27 protein-coding genes are annotated in these 24,908 nt (G+C 37.6%); 11 read left to right on the plus strand and 16 right to left on the minus strand.

The genetic code is table 11. The annotated features are described in order from the left end of the window. Window positions 1–21: 21 nt before the first annotated feature. The 9 genes from AC0N32_RS07670 to atpB form a co-directional block, all read right to left on the minus strand. A complete protein-coding gene (locus AC0N32_RS07670; RefSeq protein WP_476393267.1) occupies window positions 22–1,866 on the minus strand; it encodes a T9SS type A sorting domain-containing protein in 1,845 nt (614 codons plus the stop codon). Between the two features lie 116 nt (window positions 1,867–1,982). Beyond that, the gene (locus AC0N32_RS07675; RefSeq protein ID WP_476393268.1) at window positions 1,983–2,288 is read right to left on the minus strand and encodes an ATP-dependent Clp protease adaptor ClpS; all 306 of its coding nucleotides are present in this window, start codon (window positions 2,286–2,288) and stop codon (window positions 1,983–1,985) included. Window positions 2,289–2,304: 16 nt separating this feature from the next. After that, window positions 2,305–3,663 carry a hemolysin family protein gene (locus AC0N32_RS07680; RefSeq protein WP_476393269.1) on the minus strand — a complete coding sequence of 453 codons (1,359 nt, stop codon included), beginning with the start codon at window positions 3,661–3,663 and terminating at the stop codon, window positions 2,305–2,307. A gap of 108 nt (window positions 3,664–3,771) precedes the next feature. Then, window positions 3,772–4,635 carry an ATP synthase F1 subunit gamma gene (gene atpG, locus AC0N32_RS07685; protein ID WP_476393270.1) on the minus strand — a complete coding sequence of 288 codons (864 nt, stop codon included), beginning with the start codon at window positions 4,633–4,635 and terminating at the stop codon, window positions 3,772–3,774. 73 nt (window positions 4,636–4,708) lie between these two features. Next, a complete protein-coding gene (atpA, locus tag AC0N32_RS07690) occupies window positions 4,709–6,286 on the minus strand; it encodes a F0F1 ATP synthase subunit alpha (RefSeq protein ID WP_476393271.1) in 1,578 nt (525 codons plus the stop codon). An 18-nt stretch (window positions 6,287–6,304) separates the two neighbouring features. Next, window positions 6,305–6,844: an ATP synthase F1 subunit delta gene (gene atpH / locus AC0N32_RS07695; protein ID WP_476393272.1), complete on the minus strand. Its 540-nt coding sequence runs from the start codon at window positions 6,842–6,844 to the stop codon at window positions 6,305–6,307. Window positions 6,845–6,846: 2 nt separating this feature from the next. After that, a complete protein-coding gene (locus AC0N32_RS07700) occupies window positions 6,847–7,341 on the minus strand; it encodes a F0F1 ATP synthase subunit B (RefSeq protein WP_476393273.1) in 495 nt (164 codons plus the stop codon). 100 nt (window positions 7,342–7,441) lie between these two features. After that, complete coding sequence (locus tag AC0N32_RS07705; protein ID WP_056031560.1) at window positions 7,442–7,660, minus strand: ATP synthase F0 subunit C; 219 nt, start codon at window positions 7,658–7,660, stop codon at window positions 7,442–7,444. 48 nt (window positions 7,661–7,708) lie between these two features. Then, window positions 7,709–8,827: a F0F1 ATP synthase subunit A gene (atpB, locus tag AC0N32_RS07710; protein ID WP_476393274.1), complete on the minus strand. Its 1,119-nt coding sequence runs from the start codon at window positions 8,825–8,827 to the stop codon at window positions 7,709–7,711. A 460-nt stretch (window positions 8,828–9,287) separates the two neighbouring features. Here atpB and ffh point away from each other — a divergent pair, with 460 nt between their 5' ends. Beyond that, entirely contained in the window at window positions 9,288–10,649 is a 1,362-nt protein-coding gene (ffh, locus tag AC0N32_RS07715; protein ID WP_476393275.1) for a signal recognition particle protein, read from the plus strand. Window positions 10,650–10,679: 30 nt separating this feature from the next. Then, on the plus strand, window positions 10,680–10,952 hold the full coding sequence (locus tag AC0N32_RS07720) for a TM2 domain-containing protein (RefSeq protein WP_476393276.1): 273 nt from the start codon (window positions 10,680–10,682) through the stop codon (window positions 10,950–10,952). 96 nt (window positions 10,953–11,048) lie between these two features. On the opposite strand, the gene AC0N32_RS07725 is transcribed toward AC0N32_RS07720, so the two are convergent. The 6 genes from AC0N32_RS07725 to AC0N32_RS07750 form a co-directional block, all read right to left on the minus strand. After that, a complete protein-coding gene (locus tag AC0N32_RS07725) occupies window positions 11,049–11,684 on the minus strand; it encodes an outer membrane protein (RefSeq protein WP_476393277.1) in 636 nt (211 codons plus the stop codon). 30 nt (window positions 11,685–11,714) lie between these two features. Continuing rightward, window positions 11,715–12,377, minus strand: coding sequence for an outer membrane protein (locus tag AC0N32_RS07730; protein ID WP_476393278.1), 663 nt, complete (start codon window positions 12,375–12,377; stop codon window positions 11,715–11,717). Between the two features lie 69 nt (window positions 12,378–12,446). Beyond that, the gene (locus AC0N32_RS07735) at window positions 12,447–13,103 is read right to left on the minus strand and encodes an outer membrane beta-barrel protein (RefSeq protein WP_476393279.1); all 657 of its coding nucleotides are present in this window, start codon (window positions 13,101–13,103) and stop codon (window positions 12,447–12,449) included. Between the two features lie 209 nt (window positions 13,104–13,312). After that, window positions 13,313–13,834, minus strand: a complete 522-nt coding sequence (locus AC0N32_RS07740) for a hypothetical protein (RefSeq protein WP_476393280.1) — start codon at window positions 13,832–13,834, stop codon at window positions 13,313–13,315. Between the two features lie 120 nt (window positions 13,835–13,954). Further along, a complete protein-coding gene (locus AC0N32_RS07745; RefSeq protein ID WP_476393281.1) occupies window positions 13,955–14,617 on the minus strand; it encodes a porin family protein in 663 nt (220 codons plus the stop codon). A 150-nt stretch (window positions 14,618–14,767) separates the two neighbouring features. After that, window positions 14,768–15,727, minus strand: coding sequence for a PhoH family protein (locus AC0N32_RS07750; protein ID WP_476393282.1), 960 nt, complete (start codon window positions 15,725–15,727; stop codon window positions 14,768–14,770). Window positions 15,728–15,861: 134 nt separating this feature from the next. Here AC0N32_RS07750 and AC0N32_RS07755 point away from each other — a divergent pair, with 134 nt between their 5' ends. From AC0N32_RS07755 to AC0N32_RS07790, 8 genes are all read left to right on the plus strand, one after another. Beyond that, the gene (locus AC0N32_RS07755) at window positions 15,862–16,689 is read left to right on the plus strand and encodes an SAM hydrolase/SAM-dependent halogenase family protein (RefSeq protein WP_476393283.1); all 828 of its coding nucleotides are present in this window, start codon (window positions 15,862–15,864) and stop codon (window positions 16,687–16,689) included. A 63-nt stretch (window positions 16,690–16,752) separates the two neighbouring features. Next, on the plus strand, window positions 16,753–18,066 hold the full coding sequence (locus AC0N32_RS07760; RefSeq protein WP_476393284.1) for a dihydrolipoamide acetyltransferase family protein: 1,314 nt from the start codon (window positions 16,753–16,755) through the stop codon (window positions 18,064–18,066). A gap of 131 nt (window positions 18,067–18,197) precedes the next feature. Beyond that, window positions 18,198–19,628 (plus strand): serine hydrolase domain-containing protein, encoded by a 1,431-nt coding sequence (locus AC0N32_RS07765; protein ID WP_476393285.1) that lies wholly within the window; start codon window positions 18,198–18,200, stop codon window positions 19,626–19,628. 101 nt (window positions 19,629–19,729) lie between these two features. Continuing rightward, window positions 19,730–20,353 carry a hypothetical protein gene (locus AC0N32_RS07770; protein ID WP_476393286.1) on the plus strand — a complete coding sequence of 208 codons (624 nt, stop codon included), beginning with the start codon at window positions 19,730–19,732 and terminating at the stop codon, window positions 20,351–20,353. A 124-nt stretch (window positions 20,354–20,477) separates the two neighbouring features. Beyond that, window positions 20,478–20,819: a 30S ribosomal protein S6 gene (gene rpsF, locus AC0N32_RS07775; protein WP_066434819.1), complete on the plus strand. Its 342-nt coding sequence runs from the start codon at window positions 20,478–20,480 to the stop codon at window positions 20,817–20,819. Window positions 20,820–20,852: 33 nt separating this feature from the next. After that, window positions 20,853–21,155, plus strand: coding sequence for a 30S ribosomal protein S18 (rpsR, locus tag AC0N32_RS07780; protein WP_002979091.1), 303 nt, complete (start codon window positions 20,853–20,855; stop codon window positions 21,153–21,155). Between the two features lie 155 nt (window positions 21,156–21,310). Continuing rightward, entirely contained in the window at window positions 21,311–21,823 is a 513-nt protein-coding gene (rplI, locus tag AC0N32_RS07785) for a 50S ribosomal protein L9 (RefSeq protein ID WP_476393287.1), read from the plus strand. Window positions 21,824–21,952: 129 nt separating this feature from the next. Further along, entirely contained in the window at window positions 21,953–23,320 is a 1,368-nt protein-coding gene (locus tag AC0N32_RS07790; RefSeq protein WP_476393288.1) for an aldehyde dehydrogenase, read from the plus strand. Window positions 23,321–23,368: 48 nt separating this feature from the next. Here AC0N32_RS07790 and AC0N32_RS07795 read toward each other — a convergent pair whose 3' ends face one another. Next, window positions 23,369–23,941 (minus strand): thioredoxin family protein, encoded by a 573-nt coding sequence (locus tag AC0N32_RS07795; protein WP_476393289.1) that lies wholly within the window; start codon window positions 23,939–23,941, stop codon window positions 23,369–23,371. A gap of 79 nt (window positions 23,942–24,020) precedes the next feature. On the opposite strand from AC0N32_RS07795, the gene AC0N32_RS07800 reads away from it, so the two are divergent. Further along, window positions 24,021–24,908 carry a lysophospholipid acyltransferase family protein gene (locus AC0N32_RS07800; RefSeq protein ID WP_476393290.1) on the plus strand — a complete coding sequence of 296 codons (888 nt, stop codon included), beginning with the start codon at window positions 24,021–24,023 and terminating at the stop codon, window positions 24,906–24,908.

The following is a 24,908-nucleotide window of genomic DNA, read 5'->3' on the forward strand; positions in this document are numbered from 1 at the left end:
TTTAAAACACCGGACCTGATCTTATTTTTTAATGAATTTCGTTGATATTTCCAATCCTTTTATTTTCAAAATGTAGTCCCCGACCGTCAAGTGGGAAACATTGATGGTATTCCTTCCGTTGGCAATGGTTGTTTCCATTACTTTTCTACCTTCCATATTAAAGATTTCCGCCTTTTCTTCCCTGCTTAATTTTAAAGAAACGTTTAATACATCCGAAACGGGATTTGGATAAACCGCAATGATTTCTTTTTTATCAGTATCGTTTACACCCAACTGGCAATTGTAAGCTGGCATGGTATAGCCTGCGGCTGTAAATTCTGCCGTCATTTGCGTGATGTCACTACACGTGAAGCCAAAAGTTCCCAGCATGTCAATCGCAGCCTGTCTTACTGCAATAGCGGCGTTTTGCTGATTGGTGTTGGAGCTGGTCATACTTAATCCCTCCAGAAATGCCCTGTCCGTTTTTTGTTTTCCGATGGCATTATAAATCCTCATGAGTGCGGAAGCCCAGATCTGTCCGTCGGTATGTATAGAACCTGTTAACTGGGTGGGATATGTTGCGGTATAATTGGTAATTCTTCCAGCCCAGAAAGAATTATGACCGTCCCAGCTGAACATCCAGTTATAGGCAGCTTCACCCGACTGCCACTGATTTAAGCTTCTGCTGTAGGATTGTGCCCAGTAATCTCCGGAACCTTCACTTAATCCGTTAACCTGTGACAGATTGCCGTTGGTAAGCCAGTCGTGAATTCCGTGGCCGAGTTCGTGTAAAATAACATCGGCATCTTCGGCATCATCCACACCGCCTTCTCCAAACACCAAAACCTGACTGTTCGGATCGTAATGAGAGTTATCGGCACCACTTTCTCCATGAGGATCAAAAGCAAGAATTCCATTGTTGGCACTTGGAATACAAGGAATTCCCAAAGTAAGATTGATATAACGGAGATTATTATCCAAGTGCCAGTAAGCATTGGCTGCTTCAAAACCATCCTGATTCCTGTTAAACAGAAACTGATTGGTGGTTTGGGTAAATAATCCTTTATTCGGAGATTCAAGCTCTTTGATTTCAACGTAAGAACCTTTCAGCTTATAGACTCCGCCCGTAAGTTCCAGCTCGGGAATCGTAACCAGAGTTCTTGCCGCGTCTAAGCTTGCATTCGTGGCATCATTTCCATCCACATATTGTCCGCCGTATGCCACATGCATTTTGGAAAGCGGATCGGGTTCAAAAATGTAGGCAGAGCCTGTTACCAAACCCTTTTTTCCACCTTTTTTCAGATTTTTATTTTCTGAAGGTTCATCTTTATCTTTATGACGGAAAGAAACATCTTTAACACTGATAATTTCACCGGTTTTTGCATCGACAATAGTCTCCCAGCTGCCCGGATTCTCGTAAGAATTCGTCAAAACACGATATACAAGTTTTGTTTCACCCTGCTCGGTAACATATATAAAAAGTTTAGTTTCTTCAAATGTGATATCCCATTTTGAATGAGAAGCAAGATGCGCTTTTTTTAATGCATCCTGTACATTGAACGTCGGCTCCGTATTGATTTGCTTTAAGTTTTTCTTTAAACTTTCTGTAGAAGCATAGGTCACTTTGCCCTCTTTGTTAAAATGCAAAACTATTTCCGAATGAAGAACCGGTACATTTCCGATCATTTGCTGAAAGCGAAGCGTTTCCCCTCCGTTTCCTTTTCTTACAAAGTTTAATTTTAAGTTCGTGAAGTCTTTAAGACCAATATCTCTTAAATTTGCAGATATCCAGTTTCTTGCAGGACTTTCTAATGAGGATTGTTGCCCTGATAAGGCTGAATAAGATAACAGGCAACCTAAAAGAAAAGTGTTGATTTTTAATCCCATTTATATTTTTTAATAATTTCAATGAGCAATATACAATTATTTACTAAAATTTCACAAATGTTGTAAAAATCATGACGTATTCCATAAAAAAACTCCGGTGAATTCCGGAGTTGATTTTATACTATTTCGCTTGTCAGTTCCCTGGAAAGCAATTTTTCATGCATAGGTTTGAGCAAATCCATTGATCCTGTCTTTACTGTACATTTTCCTTTAAAATGCACCAGAATCGTACACTGCTCAGCCTGTTCGAGGGTATGTTTGCAAATTTCAATTAGACAATCGATCACATAATCAAAGGTGTGAACATCATCATTATACAAAACCAATTTATAAATTTCATCCGTATCATCCAGTACAAGAACATCTTCTTCATACTTCCTTTTCGGATTGTCGTAATCTTTTATATTGTTATAAAAAATCATTTTGTTTCGTTTAAGATTAAACCTCGCCTATTTTTTCCGCCAGATCATTAATATTATTCGGTTCATCGTATAAAAGCTCGACCAGTTCGACACTTTTATTATTCATTTTTAAGATTTTAAAATGATAATTTTCAAGCTGAAACTCCTGGTTTTCCTCCGGAATATCTTCCAGGGCATGCAGAATGAATCCTGCAAGTGTATTATATTCGCTTTCCTCTGAAAGGGGTAACTTTTTAGGCAGAAATTCATTAATTTCATCCAAAGGCTGTGTAGCCTGAACCCAGAAAGTATTGTCTGCGATTTTATCAACGACTTTCTCTTCGTCATCCTCTTCATCCTGAATTTCACCCACCAACTCTTCAAGAATATCTTCAAGGGTGATGATTCCTTCCGTACCGCCAAATTCGTCTATGACAATCGCAAGGTGTTGTTTTTTCTGCTGGAAAATTTTCAAAAGGTCTGAGATCTTTTTACTTCCTACAACGAAGAAGGCATCCCTCATCAGCTCTTTCAGATCTTCGTGGCTCAGTTCTCCTTTTCTTTTCACAAACTCCCTGATAATCTCTTTTGTGTAAAGAATACCAATCACATTGTCAATAGAATCTACGTAAACGGGAATTCTGGAATATCCGCTATCCATTATTTTGTTGATGATCTCGTTTACATCTTCTTCAAAATCGATAGAGGTAATATTCTGACGTGGAACCATGATCTGTTTGGCAGAATGGTCCGTAAAATCAAAAGCATTTTTGATAATTTCATAGTTCTCTTCTTCGATCTCCCCGCTATCGGCACTTTGTTTTACCAAAAGCTGAAGTTCTTCAGTAGAGTGAATTTCGTGTTCCGAAGCCGGATGAATTTTCACCAACCTTAAAAAAGTATTGGACATCAGGTTCATCAACCATATAAACGGCTTGAAAACCGTATAGAAAACCCTTAAAGGGAGTGCTGTAGCCATGGTTGTCGCTTCCGATTTCCTGATGGCAATTGATTTTGGGATTAGCTCACCGAAAACGATGTGCATAATGGTGATCAGAACGAAACTGGTAATTACCGATATTGAAGTAATCGTTGTTTCAGTCAGAGTCACATTAAGGGAGTTAAAAATATTCTCCACAATATGATGCAGGGCACTCTCTCCAACCCAACCCAGGGCAAGAGAGGCCAGTGTAATACCGAGCTGTGTAGCAGAAAGATATTCATCAAGGTGCTTGATGATATGTTCAGCCTGCTTTGCCATAGAATTTCCTTCTGCGGCTTTTAATTGGATTTGTGAATAACGAACTTTAACGATTGAAAATTCTGCGGCTACAAAGAAGCCATTAAGTAAAACAAGTAATACGGCCAGCAAAAGCCTGACTATGTCCGAGTCCATTTAGAAGTTATATATAATTTATTGGGTACAAATATATACAAAATAAAAATAACAAAAAAAGCATCGTGGTATACGATGCTTTATAAATTGTTGTATGAAATATCTTTTTTAAGAGTTTTTCAAAGCTTCCGCTCCTGAAACGATCTCTAAAATTTCATTGGTAATAGCAGCCTGCCTTGCTTTGTTGTAGAAGATCTTCAGATCATTTCTCAAAGCCTCGGCGTTGTCTGTTGCTTTATGCATCGCGGTCATTCTCGCTCCGTGCTCAGAGGCTACTGAATCAAGGATGGCTTTGAAAACCTGAGTTTTGATCGATTTAGGAATCAGATTATCTAAAATTTCCGTTCTGTTTGGTTCGAAAATATAATCTGTCTCCACCTGAGGCTCGGTCGTTTCAGGCATAGAGATCGGAAGAAGCTGTTCTGTGGTTACTTCCTGCGTAGCCGCATTGATAAATTTATTATAAATTAAATAAACTTCGTCAAACTTACCTTCCTTAAAACTCGTCATTACTCCTTCTGCAACGTTGGCCACAGCATCGAAGTTCAGATTGTCGTATACGGAACTTGCATTAGAATATACCGTACGATTTCTTCTTACCGCATCAAAAGCTTTTTTACCAACCGGTAGAACTTCGATCTCATACTGAGAATTATTCTGAAACTGTGCGTTAAGCTCTTTCACGATAGAAGAGTTAAAAGCTCCCGCAAGACCTCTGTTTGAAGTAACAGCGATGAAAAGTACTCTTTTCACTTCTCTTTTCTGAGCATACACAGAAACCTGATCAGGATCTGAGCTGGAATTTACATTCTGGATAAGCTCCTGAAGTTTTTCAGAATAAGGTCTTAGCATTACGATGGCGTCCTGTGCTTTCTTCAGTTTCGCAGCGGAAACCATTTTCATAGCACGGGTAATCTGCATCGTTGATGAAATTGATGTAATTCTGCCTCGTATTTCTTTTAAGTTTGCCATTATTTTGGTTCAAGGTTTAAGGTCTAAAGTTTAAGGTTTAAAACATTGAATTTAAACCTTAAACATTGAATTTTTAGTTATATTTAGAAGCTAAATCGTTAGCTGCCTGCTTAAGAACGCTGGTGATGGAATCATCGATTTTCCCTGCTTTGATGGCAGCCATCGTATCAGGATGCTTTGATCTAAGGAAATCGATATATTCGATCTGGAATTCTTTTACTTTTCTGATCGGAACGTTTCTCAATAAATTCTCTGTTCCTGCGTAGATCATCGCTACCTGGCTGTCTACCGGAAGTGGAGAGTTTACCGGCTGCTTAAGGATTTCCACGTTTCTTTCCCCTTTAGAGATTACGGCTAATGTAGCAGCATCAAGGTCAGAACCGAACTTAGCAAACGCCTCCAATTCTTTATATTGAGCCTGGTCTAATTTCAATGTACCAGACACTTTTTTCATGGATTTGATCTGAGCGTTACCTCCTACCCTTGATACGGAGATCCCTACGTTGATCGCAGGACGAACCCCTGAGTTGAAAAGGTCAGACTCCAAGAAGATCTGTCCGTCGGTAATAGAGATTACGTTGGTCGGGATATACGCAGAAACGTCACCCGCCTGCGTTTCGATAATTGGAAGGGCTGTTAATGAACCACCACCTTTTACGATAGGTCTTAAAGACTCAGGTAAATCGTTCATTTGGCTAGCGATTTGGTCATCAGCGATCACTTTGGCCGCTCTTTCCAATAATCTTGAGTGAAGATAGAAAACGTCCCCAGGATAAGCTTCACGGCCCGGTGGTCTTCTCAATAGAAGGGAAAGCTCACGGTAAGCCACCGCCTGTTTGGATAAATCATCATAAACGATCAAAGCCGGTCTTCCGGTGTCTCTGAAGAACTCACCGATCGCAGCTCCTGCCATTGCAGAATACACCTGCATAGGAACCGGGTCTGATGCGTTAGCCGCAACGATTACCGTATAAGCTAAAGCGCCTTTATCAGAAAGTGTTTTAACGATTTGTGCTACGGTAGACGCTTTTTGTCCGATCGCAACATATATACAATATACAGGTTTTCCTGCATCAAAGAATTCTTTTTGGTTGATGATCGTATCAATCGCAACAGTAGTTTTACCCGTCTGTCTGTCGCCAATGATAAGCTCTCTCTGACCTCTACCCACAGGGATCATAGAGTCGATCGCTACGATACCTGACTGTAAAGGCTCGGTTACCGGCTGTCTGTAGATAACTCCGGGAGCTTTTCTTTCCAATGGCATTTCGTATAAATCCCCGGTAATAGGACCTTTACCATCGATAGGGTTACCAAGAGTATCCACTACTCTTCCCAACATGCCTTCTCCTACTTTAATAGAAGAGATTCTGTTTGTTCTTCTTACGGTATCTCCTTCTTTTACCAATTTACTTTCACCAAGTAGCGCAACCCCTACGTTGTCTTCTTCAAGGTTCAGTACAATACCTTCTACATCACTAGAAAATTTCACCAACTCTCCGTATTGTACGTTTTCTAACCCGTATACACGAGCAATACCATCACCGATGGTTAAAACTGTACCTACTTCCTCAACGTTTGACTGAGTATCGAAGTTGGCCAATTGCTGTTTTAAGATCGCAGATACTTCTGCCGGATTTATTTCTGCCATTGTATGGTTGTTTTTTCTTTAATTTAATTGAAAATCTTTTTTCACTTTATTAAGTTTAGACTTCACAGATGCATCTACCTGCTGATCACCTACTCTCAGGATATAACCTCCTAAAATTTCAGGCTTTACATTTATTACCAAATCAAAATTAGAGTTGGTGTTGACAAGGCTGGTAGACTTCAGAATCTGATCAATATTTTCTTTTGAAAGCTGGGTTGCGGTTGTAAGCGTTACTCGCTGCACACCATTGATATCCTCAACTTTATTAATGAATTCCTGTGCAATATTTTTAAGCTGGTTTTCTCTTCCGTGTCTGATTACCAGGGTAATCATGTTTCTTGAAGAAACCGATAAGCTCTTAAAAATCTCATTCGCTACCTCTACTTTCTTTTTAGAATCGATGTACGGCGTAAGAAAGAATTTGTTTAAATCTACAGATTCAGACATTAACTTTACCACATCTTTCATCTCAGAAAATACGGTAGCTGTCTGACCTGATTCATTGGTGAAATCAAGTAAACCCTGTGCGTATCTTTTAGCTACTTTAGATGTAAGCATTCTTAGTTAAGGTTTGATTTGTTTAAATAATTCTGAACTAATTCGTTTTGTGCTTCACTGTTGTCAAGCTTTTGTTCAAGGATAGATTCAGCGATATTTACTGACAATGTACCAATCTGCGTTTTGATATCTGCCATAGCAGCATTCTTCTCCGCATTGATGGTTTGTTTAGCAGCTTCGATGATTTTATCCCCTTCCGCTTTGGCAGCATCTTTAGCTTCACCTACGATTCTATCTTTAATTTCTCTTGCTTCTTTAAGGATAGCATCTCTTTCGATTTTTGCTTCACGAATGATTCTTTCGTTATCCTCTTTTAAAGTCTCCATTTCTTTTCTGGCCAATGTAGCCTGGTTAAGAGCATCAACAATAGAAGTTTCTCTGTCGTTAATAGCGTTAACAATTGGTTTCCAAGCGAATTTTGCTAGAAGAAATAATAGGATAACAAAAGTTAAGGTCATCCAAAACAAAAGTCCAATTCCAGGTTCTATAATTCCCATATCTGTAAATTTCTTTTTAGTGTTATTTTATGGATTGTTTTTAAAAATTCTTAGCAGCAGCCAACCGCTTCACTGCTAAGAATGTTTTCTTGAGGATAGATTACTTGATGAAAGCACCAAAGATAATCGCGATAAGACCAGCACCTTCGATAAGACCTGCAGCAATAAGCATTGCTCCCTGAATCTTACCAGCTTGCTCAGGCTGTCTTGCGATAGCGTCCATTGCATGACCTCCGATTTTTCCGATACCAAGACCTACTCCTAGTACTGCTAAACCGATACCTACGTAAACTAAACCTGCTCCTGTTGACATGTCCATAATAAATAAATTATATTAGTTAAAAATTATTTTAATATTTTCTTTTAATTAGTGAGCGTGCTCTTCATGTCCGTGCTCATGCTCATGTTCTGCTACTGCGATACCGATAAACAATGCGGACAATACCGTAAAGATGTACGCCTGTAATGCTGCTACCAATAATTCCAATACGGAAACGAATAATGCTAATGGCACCGATGCGAATCCTAAGAATGGAGATTTGAAAATGAAGATCAGAGAGATGATCGCCAGAATCATAATGTGTCCTGCAGTAACGTTAGCGAAAAGTCGCATCATTAAAGCAAAAGGTTTTGTGAAGATCCCGATAATCTCAATAGGAACCATAATAGGATACAATAAGATCGGAACCGGTGGCATAAAGATGTGTTTCCAGTAATCTTTATTAGCACTGAATAATGTAATTAATAAAGTAATGATGGCTAAAACTGCAGTGATTGCGATATTACCGGTAAGATTTGCTCCAAAAGGAAAGAAAGGAATCAACCCGAATAAGTTATTGAACCAGATAAAGAAAAATGCAGTCAATAAGTAAGGCATATATCTTTTATATTTAACTGATCCGATATTTGGAATCGCTACTTCGTCTCTGATGAATACAATCACAGGCTCAAATATTTTTCCTGCTCCTTTCGGCAACTGAGACCTTTTATAGTTTCTTGCCATTCCCATAAAAATCAATGCCATGAAAATTACCGACAGAAACATTGATGCGGTATTTTTGGTAATTGAAAGGTCAAAAAATACTTCGTTTGATTTTTGTTTTCCGCTGATGATTGAGAATAAAGTTGCTTTCTCAACACCCTTGGTAGAGACTACCTGTCCTTCTTCTAAAGTATACCCGTCGTGTTCGTGACCATGAGCAATACTGCTTGAAAGAAAAGTATGCCACCCTTCATTATCTTTAATAATTACAGGAAGCGGAACAGAAACATGATGCTCTTCACCATTATCATCTTTTGTAGTCCATAAATGCCATTCATTTGAATCACCGATGTGCTCCATGATCATTTTTGTAGCATTAAAGTCTTCTTTCTGTTCTATTTTTTCTGCCGGCTCTTCGCCTTCAGAAGTATGCTGCGCAATAGCTAAACTGCTCACAAACACAAATAAAAATGCGAAAAACAATGAAGAAATCTTTCTATTCATATCTCTTTTTTAATCGTGTGCAAATATATCGATTTTATTAAACTCTACCAATACTAAAAATTGATTTTTATCATCAAAAAAATCAGGATTTATTAATCAGTTTTATTACAGGTATATATATAAGGATTGATCCTATTACAAAACATATCACTATAAACAGAAAATTTTCTTTTGTTTTGTCTATAATGATCAGGGAAATAATAAGCCAGATCAAATCTTTTGATATATTCAGGGATAAAAATTTCATTGCCGCATCTGCCTTACCGTAGATATATTTTTTAAAAAGCATAAATACAGCAACATTTAATATCAAAATCAACATGATAATAATTAAACTGTCGATAAAATTCATTTTGCAAAAATAGAATTATAATTTTGATAGATGACAAATCTATGGGTCTTATATATTAGTTATACTAAAAAATTCCTTATTTTTGCGAACCTATAATTTACAATACATATGTTTAATAGTTTACAGGATAAATTAGACAAAGCGCTTCATAATATTTCAGGACGTGGAAAGATCACGGAAATCAATGTGGCGGAAACCGTAAAAGAAATTCGTAGAGCATTGGTAGACGCCGATGTTAATTATAAAGTTGCCAAAGATCTTACGAAAAGGGTTCAGGACAAAGCCCTCGGACAGGATGTTCTTACTTCCCTTACTCCGGGACAGCTGATGACTAAGATTGTTCATGATGAGTTGGTAGATCTTATGGGAGGTTCCCAGGAAGGCATCAACCTTTCAGGAAAGCCGTCTGTAATTCTTATTGCGGGTCTTCAGGGTTCCGGAAAAACCACTTTTTCAGGAAAATTAGCCAACTATTTAAAAACGAAAAGAAATAAAAAGCCACTTCTGGTAGCATGTGACGTCTACCGTCCCGCGGCAATCGACCAGCTAAAAGTATTGGGCGGACAAATCGGGGTTCCGGTTTTCACGGAAGAGGGCTCGATGGATCCTTCAAGCATTTCTCAGAACGCCATTAATTTTGCTAAATCTAACGGTCACGACGTCGTGATTGTCGATACGGCAGGACGTCTAGCGATCGATGAGCAGATGATGAATGAGATCAAAACGGTTCACTCTACCATTAAACCAGAAGAAACCTTGTTCGTCGTAGATTCCATGACCGGTCAGGATGCGGTAAACACGGCAAAAGCATTTAATGATACCCTAAATTTCGATGGGGTCGTTTTAACCAAATTAGACGGTGATACCCGTGGTGGAGCTGCATTGACGATCCGTTCCGTAGTGGAAAAGCCGATCAAGTTTATTTCCACCGGTGAGAAAATGGAAGCTTTAGACCTTTTCTACCCGGAAAGGATGGCCGACAGGATCTTAGGAATGGGAGACGTTGTTTCCCTGGTAGAAAGAGCTCAGGAGCAGTTTGATGAAGAAGAAGCTAAAAAACTTCACAAGAAGATTGCTAAAAACGAATTTGGTTTTGATGATTTCCTAAAACAGATCAACCAGATCAAAAAAATGGGTAATATGAAAGACCTGATGGGGATGATTCCGGGAGTTGGGAAGGCGATTAAAGATGTGGAAATCAGTGATGATGCATTTAAACATATTGAAGCGATCATCTACTCTATGACTCCGGAAGAGAGAAGAAGGCCGTCAATCATTAATACCCAAAGAAAAAACAGGATTGCGAAAGGAGCAGGAAGAAAAATTGAGGATGTAAACCAACTGATGAAGCAATTTGACCAGATGGGCAAAATGATGAAAATGATGCAGGGACCTCAGGGTAAACAAATGATGCAGATGATGAGCAAAATGCCGAATATGCCGGGAATGGGCGGAATGTTCGGAAAATAAAACACAAAAAAACGATTAAAAAATATTATTATGGAAACGTACGAAAAACAAGGCAATTATCATCAGCCTTACCGATCAGAGAAAAAAGTAGTTGCAGGAATTTTAGGAATATTGCTTGGAACTTTTGCCATTCACAAATTTTATTTAGGTTATACGAAAGCGGGAATTATCCAATTGGTTCTCGGAATTGTAACTTGTGGCATTGCAGGTATTGTGGGGTTCATTGAAGGAATTATTTACCTTACCAAATCAGATGAGGAATTTGACAGAACGTATGTTCAGAACCAGAAAGAATGGTTTTAAGCAAAGTTTTGTGACATCAAAATATAAACTCCGGCCCAAAAATTGAGCCGGAGTTTTTTAATACTTTGTCAAAGTTCAGATCTTTGACAAAGTTTTTTATTTATCCGATTTCTGAGCTTTCGATTTGATGAAATAAGAGAAACCTACGTTTACACCGAACGTTTTCACATTTGTTTTTACATCAGTATTCATGATCGTCTCTTTGTTAGAGAACTGGTCGTAAGAAACTCCCAGGTTGATCCCTAAAGATTGTGTTGCCATATAAGTTAATCCTCCTTTTACTTTCCATGCAAGGCCATCAGTCGTTGTTTCGCTTGATGCAATCATACCCATAAAATTAGTTTGGCCGCTGCTTTTTACCGAAGCATACCCAATTCCTGCACCTAAGAAAGGAACCAATTTGCTGGAATTTGTAAAATAATAAGTAGCAGTCGGCATTACAGAGAAGCTGCTTGTTTTAGATTTAAGGCCTTGATACTTAGTTGTAGCGTTGATGTATCCAAGCTCAATACCTACAGCCAATTTGTCGATAACAAAATACCCTACTGAAGGAGAAATAGAGAATGTGTTTACTTTAGGTCCCTCTAAAGACTGATCTCCAACTTTAATGGTTGTAGTAACATTGTTAAAACCCACTCCTGTATCTCCGCTGATTACCCAATCACCTTTGGTCATCTGAGCGTTTGAAAGTCCGAAAAGTGCAACAGCACCTGCCAGTAATAGTTTTTTCATGATTTTTTATTTATAAAAGTTTATTATTAATTATTTATCAAAAACATATTTCACTCCGAAAGTCACTGAAGATAAGTTTAAGCTGAAATTATTGTTCTTTAGATCCGTATCCTCTTCATTTTTATACCTGAGATTCTGGTACCCGAATGCTCCGATCGTTGCTTCTACAGACCAGTCTTTGGTGATGAAATAATCCAGTCCCGGCTTTACATTGACTCCTATGGATGTATATTTTCTTTCTACCGATAGTGGACGCTGAGTAACGCCATATTGATCTATATAGGTTGCCACAAGATCTCTGTTAATTTTCCCGAATTCCATCGGAACTTCGAGTTGTCCGAAGAAATATAATTTATCTGATAAAGTCCAATATTTTCTTACAAAAGGGGCAACGATGATGGCATTTGTTTTCCCTTCATAATTAAAAATTGAAGAGAAAGAACCTGAGGAATAAGTTATATCATATTCTCTTTTGTTATAGGTAAATCCTATCCCTGTTCCCACTGCCAGATTTGGAGCGACGAAAGCACCTACAGTCGGAATAATACTGAAACTCTGATCTTTACCGTGAGCTTCATTATTCTTTTCCTGAGCATAATTAATCTGTCCTGACAGATAGACAGTACCGGTTTTAATCTGGGCATCAGAAAGCCCGAAAAATGCTAAAGCACCGGCTAATAGTAATTTTTTCATGGTTTTAGTGGTATAAAAGATTAAAAGCCCTGAGAAAACCCAGGACTTTTAATTTATATGTTTTGTTTATTATTTAGCAAAAACATATTTAACACCGAAAGTTACGGTAGATAAATTCAAACCGAAGCTGTAGTTGTTTGTAGCATCTCCATCTTTTGGTTTGAAGTTGTTATATCCAAACTCACCGATAGTAGCTTCGATAGACCAGTTTTTGTTTAAGAAATAATCTAAACCTGGTTTTACTGTAACACCAACCTGAGTGTACTTAGCTTCAGAAGAAGCACTGATTGTAGTTGTTGTAGATCCTGTAGTGGTTACTGTTGTATTTTCAATTTCAGTTTTTCCAAACGTCATTGGTACTGCCAACTGACCGAAGAAATATAACTTATCTCCTAAAGTCCAGTATTTTCTTACGAAAGGAGCCACAACAAAAGCAGGCTTCTTAGTTTCGCTAGTCGTAACGGCAGTAGCTGCCGGGAATAATGTTGTAGAAATAGCTGTTTCTTTTTCAGTCTGATATCCAATTCCTAAACCTACAGCTAAGTTTGTCCCTGCAAAATATCCAACAGTTGGCAAAACATTGAATTTTTCCAGTTTGTTGTTACCATTGTTAGTTTCTGTTTGAGAATAACCAACAGATCCTGACAAATAAGTAGTTCCTTGAGCGATTTGAGCATTAGATAAACCGAAAAGTGCAATAGCACCTGCTAATAATACTTTTTTCATTTTTTAAAAATTTAATACTTTCTGACGGCAAATTTACAGTGGTACCCGTGAATATTAAAATTTGTTAATGTGATTAATATCATTGACTGCTATTGAATTTTACAGAAAAAAATTTGTATAAATAGGTAGCGTTTGATTTTTTCACAATTTTTTGAATAAAAAAACTCCAATTTTTCAATTGGAGTTGAATATGATTGATTTTAAAAAATTTACTTTAGGAAGAAATTTGCCCCGAAATTAATGGCGCCGAAGTTGAATCGGTCGTCACCATGCCACCGCGGGTCAGGTCCCGGGCCATGATCCTTGTATTTACTTCCGATATTCTGGAATCCAAGATATAATTCCGTATTTTTCAATTGGTATCCTACTCTCGGCGCCACATACAAACCGCTGTTGATATAATTTCTGGTAGAGATCGCTGCCCCCAGATCCAATCCTACAAAAAGAGGAATTTTATTAAAAGTATATTTCCCGGATACAGCGATCGGTACAAACCCGAAATCATCTACATTATCCTTTCCGAAAAAATGAGAATATCCGGTAGTCGCTCCGATGTCAAGCCCTTTAGTAATATTCCACATATAAGCGGCATCAATACCGATTGTTACGCTCGCGGCATCAGCGGCATCCCCAAGCGGCGCACCGATGTGTCCTCCAAGTCTGAAACCTTCCTGCGCCTGCGCTACACCACCTAAAAGTGCAAAAGCACCCAGTAATAATAGTTTTTTCATTTTTAATACGTTTAATTATTGAATATTTGAATGATAAATAACAAAAATGTGGTATCTCATAAACCACAAAAAAAGCGGTACAAATTTTGTACCGCTTTGATTTCTTTATAAAATAAATTCTTAGTTTCCTCCGAATTTAAAGCCTACACCAATCTGTGCAAAGCTGTTGGTAATCTTACCTTCGCTTCCGTCATTAGAAAGGTTTGAAACACCTAGACTATATCTTGCATCGAAGAACAATCCGTTTTCCAACATGTATTCTACTCCTACAAACGGTGCAATATTTAACTTTTTAACATCATCCTTAATATCAACCTCACCATTATCGCCTTCTATTTGCACATTCATAAAATCGGAACCGATTACGGTCTTCTGTTTAGCGCTAAGAATAATGCCAAAGTTCGCCCCCGCAGCAACTGAGAAGCTTTCTGAGATGAAATATTTTGCCGAAACAGGCACCAAAAGAGTTCCAAAATCGACCTTAGTCTGCTCTCCCACGTACACGACACCGGCATTTACCCCATCAATCTTCTCTTTTCCACCAAGCGGAGAATAGAGTACCTCTGCCTGAAACCCGAAATTGTCATTGATTTTGTATTCTGCCATACCACCGATATAGAAGGTGTATTTAGGATCCATATTTCTTTTTCCAAGGTCGTCCTGCTTTTCATCAATTTTAAGTGTTGACATTGCAAAACCGGCCTTCGGACCGAATCTGAACTCCTGAGCCTGTACGCTCATTCCCAAAACAGCAACCGCTGCCAAAAGTAGAAATTTCTTCATTTTGTTAATAGTTTTTAAGTATTTAGGTGCCAAAAATAATACTTTTTTTTAAAATTCAAACAACTGTGAGTTTTGTTTTAAATCAAAAAAAATACAGAAAGCCATAACTTCCTGTATCACAATATATTTATAAGATATATTTTACAATATTTACTCGTTTCTTTGTCTTTTTTCTTCATCATTGTAGGCCAGAATGATCTTTTTCACGACCGGGTGTCTCACCACATCCTCTTCTGTAAGATGTACAAATCCTATTTCCTTTACCTCCTTCAGAATACGCATGGCTTCTTTGAGCCCCGATTGCTGTTTAGGCGGAAGATCTACCTGGCTGGGATCACCTGTGATAATGAATTTTGCATTCATCCCCATCCTGGTTAAGAACATTTTCATCTGCGAATGCGTCGTGTTCTGGGCTTCATCCAGAATAACAAAGGCATCATCAAGCGTTCTCCCTCTCATAAAAGCCAACGGAGCAACCTCAATCACTTTTTTCTCGATAAATCCTTCCAGTTTCTCATGAGGAATCATATCCCTGAGCGCGTCGTATAAAGGCTGTAAATAAGGATCCAGCTTTTCTTTAAGGTCTCCCGGCAAAAATCCCAGGCTCTCCCCTGCTTCCACGGCCGGCCTTGTCAGAACAATTCTTTTAACCGATTTATCCCTCAGAGCCTTTGCCGCCAAAGCCACACTGGTATATGTTTTCCCCGTTCCTGCCGGTCCGATGGCAAAAACCATGTCTTTTTTCTCAGTTTCCTTTACCAGCTTCTTGAGATTCGTTGTCTTAGCTTTGATCACTTTACCATTTACCCCTTTTACGATAATATCCTGGTCGAAAACCAGCTGCTTTTCATTCTCATCCTTTAAATTAAGTATATTTTCAACGTCTTTTAAATCGATAGAATTATTTTTTGAGATAAAATTCACGATGTCATTCAGTTTTTGCTTGAATATATCAAGCGCCTCCTGATTACCCATCGCAAAAATATAATGGTCCCTGCCCGTGATCTTAAGTGTAGGAAAAGTAGATTTTATTAAATTGAAATATTGGTTATTAACTCCATAGAAGATTTTCGAATCGATATCCTCCAAATCATATGTTAATTCAAACATGCAGTATTTTATTAATTTTAGAATTTAAATGTAAAACTTTTTTTGGAAATTTATATCAAATTCTTTTCCACATTCATTCGGGCATTCTTTTTATTTTAAATAAATTTGCACTTCTACCATTCTATAAACAATTAATGTCAATTATTACGCTTACTTCAGATTTCGGAAATTTGGATTACAGGGTTGCCGCTGTGAAAGGCAGCATTCTTTCTCTGAATCAGAAAGTTAATATTATTGATATTACCCATGATATCCAGGCTTTCAATCTTGTACAGACCTCGTACATCGTCCGGAATGCTTATAAACATTTCCCGAAAAACTCCATCCATATCCTTTCCGTCGACAGTTTTCACAACAAATCGAGAAGAAATATCGTCTACAAAGCAGACGGCCATTACTTTATTGCCGCCGATAACGGGCTTTTAAGTCTCATTTTTTTTGATATAAAACCGGAAGCGATCTATGAAATCACACTGAATAACAGATTTGATGACATCGTCAACTTCACGTCTACCGATGTTTTTGTGCCTGCAGCGGTACACCTGGCCAATGGCGGACTGCCGGAAGTGATCGGGAGAAAAATAGATTCCGCTAAACAGCTCCTGTTCCCGAAACCTGTTTTTAATGAACCTGAAAAAATGATCATCGGTGAGGTAACCTATATTGATAATTTCGGAAATATAATATCAAATATCAGCAAAGATTTTTTTGAAAGCCATGGCAAAGGATATGAAAATTTTACCATTAAATTCAGAAACCTGAGCCTTTCACGTATATTTCTGAACCATACGGAAGTCGTTTCAGACTGGGAAAGAGAAACGGAATTTCACGGGCAATCTGCAGCTATTTTCAATGATAGTCAGCTTTTGGAGTTGACCATATATAAGGGAAGTAAAAAGAACGGTGCCAAATCTCTCTTTGGACTGAACGTGGGCGAGAATATTTATATTGAATTTTTCTAAAATTTAATATTTCATAAAAAAATCGATTTTTTTTATATATTTGTCAAAATCTAAAAATTAAAAATGGCAGAGTACAAATTATTGCTTCCTTCCATGGGAGAAGGTGTTATGGAAGCCACCATTATCACCTGGTTGTTCAGCGAAGGAGATCATGTGAAAGAAGATGATTCCGTAGTGGAGATTGCAACTGATAAAGTAGATTCAGACGTTCCGACACCGGTTTCGGGGAAAATCGTAAAGATTTTGAAACAGAAAAATGAAGTTGCAAAAGTAGGCGAAGCTATTGCTATTTTAGAAATTGAAGGAGAAGGAAACAACACGGATTCTGAAGAAACAACTGCAGAAACTCCTGCTTCCGCTCCGGATGCCGAAACTTTAAAAATAATAGAAGAACCTTTAAAAGTGACGGCTTCTACAGAATTTTCGGGAGACCTTTATCTTTCTCCGCTTGTAAAATCAATCGCACAACAGGAAAATATTTCTGAAGCCGAATTGAATTCAATCAAGGGAAGCGGCCTTGAAGGCAGAATTACCAAAGAAGATATTTTAGCATACGTTAAAAACAGAGGCAGCCAGCCTGCTCCGCAAGCAGCTCCGGTACAACAGGCAGCGCCTGCACAACAGCCGGTACAGACTTCTGCTCCTGCGGCAACGATTACCGCTGCTGCCGGCGATGAGATCATCCCTATGGACAGGATGAGGAAGATTATTGCTGAGAATATGGTGAAAGCCAAGCAGATTGCCCCACACGTTACTTCTTTCATCGAAACCGACGTCACCAACGTCGTAAAATGGAGAAACAAAAATAAATCGCTATTTGAAAAGCGTGAAGGCGAAAAGCTTACATTCATGCCGATCTTTGTGAAAGCAGTGGTAAAAGCCATCCAGGATTTCCCGATGATCAACGTTTCCATTAGCGGTGAAAATATCATCAAAAAGAAAAACATCAATATCGGTATGGCTACTGCTTTACCGGACGGAAACCTTATTGTTCCTGTCATCAAAAACGCAGACCAGCTTTCTCTGTCAGGATTGGCAAAAGCGATCAATGATCTGGCTTACAGAGCAAGAAATAAGAAATTAAGACCGGAAGACACGCAAGGTGCTACATACACGATTTCTAATGTGGGAAGCTTTGGAAACCTTATGGGAACACCGATTATTCCTCAGCCTCAGGTTGCAATATTGGCAATCGGAGCCATCGTTAAAAAGCCTGCCGTTCTTGAAACTCCGGATGGCGACGTAATTGCGATCAGAAACTTAATGTTCATGTCTCATTCTTACGACCACAGAGTTGTTGACGGCTCTTTAGGCGGAATGATGCTGAAACACGTTCATGATTACCTGGAAAACTGGGATCTGAATACGGAAATATAAGTAATGGGTAATCTTACCAGCAAAAATAGAAACCTTCGGATATTTTTCCGGAGGTTTTTTGATTAAAAAGCACTGCAGCCATGTAATAGAATAAGCTTTTCAACAGTCTTATATAAAACAGAACCTTAGCTATGAAACAAATTTTTCTTACCGCTTTACTATTAAATACCTTTACTCTTGCCCATTCGCAACAAACTGATCAATTCAGGTTAATCGACAATTACGTAAAAGAGACAATTAAAACGAATCAAATTCCCGGATTAGCCGTTGGGGTTATAAAAGATGGAAAAGTTATTTTTGAACAGTATTATGGGGTGGAAAATTTAGAAGATGGTAAAAAAGTAAGTCCGGATTCGATGTTCAGTATTTATTCTACTTCAAAAATAATGACGGATGTTGGGATTTTTCAGTTAATAGAACAGAAAAAGCTATCACTGGAAGACCCTGTTTCAGAATATGTTGAGAACCTTCCTAAAGACTGGCAGAATGTAAAAGTAAAGAATCTCCTGACCCATTCTTCAGGAATACCGAACTTTATTGCCTTTAGTGACATTTTGCCGGAATACTCCAGTTCTAAAACGATTGAGCGTTTGAGTAGGGAAAAAATGGATTTCACAACAGGATACGAATACAGATATAATCAGACAAATTATATGCTCCTTGCCATGATCATTGAAAAAATCACCGGGCAATCTTTTGAAAATTTTATTTTGAGCAGTCAGTTTTATGATAATAACAATCGGGTCGTTTTTTCTTCAAATGCTCTTGAAAAAATCCCGAACCGTATCATAAAGTATAATTACAATTCCGAAACGAAAAAATATGAAAAGTCTACAGATGTCGAAGGGAAAAAGGCATATCCAGGAAATGGATTGGCAATTACCTTACCCGCTTTTCTAAAATGGAGCAGCCATTTGAGCACAAATGATTTTCTGAATCAAAAAACGAAAGATACAATGTGGCAACCGTTTGAGTATGGAAACAAAAAAGATATTTTTGCATACGGTTGGGAAATCAGCAAGGCTAATAATATTCCGTCCTACGGCTTCTCAGGAGGAAATGTAAGCGCCTACCGTATTTTTCCGCAAAATAATATGGCCATTATCATGATGTCCAACGGATACAGTTCCTTCGCTGTACAATACCATTTGATTAATCATATTGCAGCAATCATAGACAAAAACTTAACAGACGCTTATGCTTTAGCCCAAGAATCCATCATTCTCGAATTTTCTAAAAATGACAATCCCAATGCGGAAAGAAATTACTACAATATTAAAGCAAAAAATCCAAAATGGAATTTTGAAGACACTTTGAATAACACGGGATATATTTTACTGAGAAATTCAAGAATAAACGAAGCTGTAAAAGTTTTTGCTTTAAATGCCAAAGAAAATCCTCAATCAGCAAATGTCTATGACAGTTTGGGTGAAGGATATCTTTCAATTAAAAACTATGCTTTAGCGTTGGAAAATTATAAAAAATCAATAGAACTGAATACTGAAAATACCAATGCCAGAAATATGATCAGTAAAGTACAAGATTTACTAAAGAAGAAATAACAATTAAATATAAAACCAATAAACCTTAATTCCTTCGAAAGCCTGGATTTTTTATTTGCGGAGTCTATTAATTATTTTACCTTTAAGACAAATGATTGCAAATGGAACTCGATTTCAGAAAATTGAATGCCGATAAACTTTTTGACTTCTCCAAAGAACAGGAACAACTGATTTTTGATATTTATGACAGACTATTCGTAATGTATGATATTTCGGTAGTTACTATTGAAGATTCCCCTTTTCAGACTTTTAATTCCGGAGAAGAAAAATCTTTATTCAGTCCGAAAATTTGTTATTTCATTACGGATGAAAATAAAGAAAATCCGTTTCATCTTTTTATTGTCAGCAAAATCAGCACTACGGTAAAAGGTGCCCGAACCACAGCTTTATACGACAGTCTGCAAATCTGGGGAATGAAAAAGCTAAATGAAGATTTCGGGTATATTTCCATCAACAAAAAGAAATGGGCCGATAAAATCGCCGGAATACTCAGCCGGTTTAATATTAATTTTAACGATAGCGACTTTAAAGGTTTTTATGTTTTGGCAAGCGATAAATACAAAGCAACAGCTTTTCTGGATACCGAAAGAAAAGAGCTCATCAGAAAATTTCCGGATGGAGATTTCAATCTGGAAATTAAAAATAATATTTTATTATTCGGAATCCCTAAAAATCTTTCTGAAAAAAATGCATACCTGATCGCTGAATTCTTACAGAAGGTTTAAATGTGATCTTATTGACATTGTTCCTCCTATTATAATATTTCATTAACTTCCGCAATCTCTTGCATATTACAAATAATTTAAATACTTTTGCACCTCGAAATAATTAACAAATTCATTTAACATTATGAACAATTACGAAACTGTTTTCATTTTAACTCCCGTTCTATCTGAAGCTCAGGTGGAGGAAGCAGTGAACAAGTACGTGGATCTTATTAAAGAAAAGAACTGCGAAATCGTTGCCAAAGAAAACTGGGGATTAAAAAAATTAGCTTACCCAATCCAATTGAAAAAGAACGGATTTTACACTTTAATTGAATTTAAAGGTGAAGGTTCTGTAGTTGCTGATTTAGAATTGGCATTCAAGCGTGATGAGAGAGTAATCCGTTACCTGACTACAAAACTAGACAAGCATGCTGTAGACTATGCTGTAACAAGAAGAGCTAAAGTAAAAGCTGCTAAAGCTTAATTATTAACCCTATTTTTTTAAAAAGACAAGACAATGGCAATAGACGAAATGGCTAAACAAGCCTCTGCTGGAGGAGAATCAGAAGTAAAATTCCTTACTCCGCTTGATATCAATACAAAATCTGAAAAGAAATACTGTAGATTCAAAAAATACGGAATTAAGCACGTAGATTACAAAGATGCTGATTTCTTATTACAATTCGTAAACGAACAAGGTAAAATCTTACCAAGAAGATATACCGGAACTTCTTTAAAATACCAAAGAAAAGTTTCTGCTGCGATCAAAAGAGCAAGACACCTTGCTTTACTACCGTACGTAGCTGACTTATTGAAGTAAAAATATTACAATTAGCCATTAGCTTCAGCTTTTGGCTTTTTGTTGCTGAATAAATAATTAATTCTAACTTGATTTTAGATTTCAGATTTCAGACAAAAGGCATCTCGCCTATTTCTAATTTCTCACTTCTAACATCTAAAAAAAGGACAACAACAATGGACATTATCCTAAAAAAAGACGTAGAAAACTTAGGTCTTGAATTCGACACCGTAAGCGTAAAACCTGGTTATGCCAGAAACTTCTTAATTCCTCAAGGATATGCGCTTTTAGCAACTCCTAAAAACAAGGCAGCTTTAGAAGCTACTTTGGAAGCGAGAAAAGAAGAAGAAGCAAAATTAATCGCTGCTGCAAACGCTGTAGTAGAGCAATTGAAGAAGACTTCTGTTACTATTCCTGCAAAAGTAGGTTCTGGTGACAAATTATTCGGATCAATCAACAATGCAGACCTTTCTGCAGCTCTTGAAAAAGCTGGTGTTTCTGTAGAGAAAAAATACATCAAAATCCCAGGAAACACAATCAAAAGAACAGGTAAAGTTACCGCCAACATCAGATTACACAGAAATGTTGAGTACAATTTTGAATTCGACATCGTATCTGACGCTCCGGTAGAAGCTCCGAAAGCAGCTCCTGCTAAAAAGGAAGAAGCTAAATCTGAAGAAGAAGCTTAATCAACAAGACTTTTATCATACAAACCACTTCCAACCGAAGTGGTTTTTGTTTTTTTATATCAAATAGTGTTTATCAACAATGTACAATTTTAGGCAGCAAATTTGCTCTAGTTCCGGAAAATTATTTTTATGGAAATAAGCGAAGTTGTATCAAAGCAAAAAGAATTTTTCAAAACCCATCAGACGAAAAATATTAAATTTCGGAAAATGTACCTTGAAAAACTCAAAGAGCTTATTATCAGGAATGAAGACATTTTATATAAAGCTATTGAAAAAGATTTTGGGAAGTCAAAATTTGATACGTTCACTACTGAAATTTCGTTCATTGTTAATGATATTAATTATTATCTGAAAAACCTGAAATCATTTTCCAGACCAAGAAGAGTAAGCACAAATCTTATCAATCAGATCGGGAAAAGCAGAATTTATTCTGAGCCTTTGGGGAATATTCTTGTCATAGGAGCCTGGAATTATCCCTATCAGCTCTCCTTATCCCCTATCGTTGCAGCAATGGCAGCCGGAAACTGTTGTATCGTAAAACCGAGTGAAATTGCAGAAAACACCATGAAGGCTATAGTGCATCTCATTAATGAAAATTTCCCTCCTGAATATGTATTCGCTTTTGAAGGCGGTGTAGATGAGACAACAGAATTATTACAACTTAAGTTTGACAAAATATTTTTTACGGGAAGCACCAAAGTAGGCAAAATCGTTTATGAAGCTGCCTCGAAGCAACTTACACCGGTCACCCTGGAACTCGGCGGAAAATCACCGGTAATCGTTACGAAAGAGGCTAATCTGGAAGTTGCCGCCAGGCGAATCGTCTGGGGAAAATTTCTTAATGCAGGGCAAACCTGTGTGGCCCCCGATTATTTACTGGTCCAGGAATCTGTACAGGAACAGTTTTTAGAGACACTGAGAAAATATATCCAGGAATTTAATTACCAGCCGGATTCCGAACACTATACAAAGATTATAAATGTAAAGAACTTCGACCGGTTGAAAGGCCTGATAGAAGCCGATAAAATATATTTCGGAGGAAATTCTGATCGTGAAAAGCTCTATATGGAACCCACCATTCTATCTGGAATAAGCTGGAATGACAAAGTAATGCAGGAGGAGATTTTCGGTCCTGTTCTGCCTGTTATTTCATTTAACAATTTTAACCTTATCCTCAACGAAATCTCTGAACTTGAGAAGCCACTCGCAGCCTATCTCTTTACTGATAATGCTGAAGAGAAAGCTATTTTTAAGAATAAATTATCCTTTGGCGGAGGCTGTATTAACGAGGTAATAATGCATTTAGGAAATGAAAATCTTCCATTTGGAGGCGTAGGAAATTCCGGTATAGGAAACTACCATGGAAAATTTGGTTTTGATACTTTCTCCCACCAGAAAGCGATCCTGGAAAAGAAAACCTGGGGAGAGCCCCAAATAAAATATCCACCCTATTCCGAAAAGAAGCTGGGATGGATCAGGAAACTTATTAATTTTTAGGTTAATCGATAGCGATAAAAAACCGGGAAAAATTTCCCGGTTTTATTTTTATGATCTTTCAGGAGTCCACTTATTAAAAAATTCCTTTACTTTTTCTAAACTGTATCCTTTTCCTTCTTCCAAAACATCACTTGGCTGAACATGAATCATTTTGCCATTTTGGTCAAGAATAATAAAAACGGGATATCCGTACTTTTCTCCGGGATTTCCATATTGGGAGAATACTTTTTCATTCTTATTGTCCGGTGAATAATTCAGGTGGTAATATTCATAATTTTTATCAACAATATTTTTCAGCTCAGGCGTCGTCTGCACATATTGGTTAAATCTGAGACACCAGATACACCAGTTGCCACCGGCCTGGATGATGATGTTCTTTTTCTCTTTCTTTGCTTTGGCAATCAGATTTTCAATATCTTTTTCGGCATTGGCTTTCGGGTTATAAGGCTTTGGCAACCGGGCCTTTTCTTCCGCAGCTTTCTTTTTCGCATCTAATTCAGAATGATCAGCGGGTACCAATAAAGTTTTATCGGTATTTTTTTGCTTATCATCAGGTTTTATATTTTGGGAGAAAGCAAAAAAGCTCAGTCCCAGAAATCCTATAATTGATAACTTTTTCATACAATAAAATTAAAAAAATAATACTATTTGCAGGCAAAGATACAACCATATTTTTATTATGCTTAAATTTGCCTGTTTTATGAATTTCTTAATCAAAATATTATACTTAATCTCTAAGCTTCCGCTGAAAATCTTATACATTTTTTCAGATATCATGTTTTTTCTGAATCACTATATCGTAGGATACCGGAAGCATGTTATTACCGAGAATCTGAAAAATTCCTTTCCTGAAAAAACGGAAGAAGAGATCGGCCAGATCCGAAAGAAGTTCTATCTGAATTTTTCAGATTATCTTGTTGAAACCATCAAATCCTTCAGCATTTCGGAAAACGAAGCGAGAGTACGCATGCAGCACATCAATCAGGAGCTTTTTCATGAAGCGAAGGCTGAAGGCAAAAATATCATACTCCTGGCAGGCCATGTCTTTAACTGGGAATGGATTAATGCCCTCGCGACGATTGTTCCGCAGGACCACTGCCATCCCGTATACCGAAAGGTCAACAGTAACTTCTGGGAAAACCAGATGAAACACATCCGCAACAAATTCGGCAATGAAGCACTGGAAGCCAATGAAGTGATTCTTAATATCTTCAGGTCGAAAAATGACGGAAGCTCGGCCTATATGTTTGTGGCTGACCAGACCCCGCATTTTGCGCATATTACGTATGGACTGGAGTTCCTGAACCAGCGGACGCCCGTATTTACAGGCTACGACAGACTGGCAACAAAAATGGATCTTGCATTCATTTACTGTGAGATGAAAAAAGTAAAACGCGGATTTTACCAGGTAAATTATCACAGGATATATCCCGACGGAGAAAAATTTGTAAAAAATGAAGTGGTAAAGAAATTCCATAAACTATTGGAAAATACCATCCATAAGCGTCCTGACAATTATCTTTGGTCTCATAGAAAGTGGAAGTATCAGGATTCTATCAAAGATTTCGATGCAGAAAAAACAGTATAG

The organism is Chryseobacterium endophyticum, assembly GCF_056333165.1.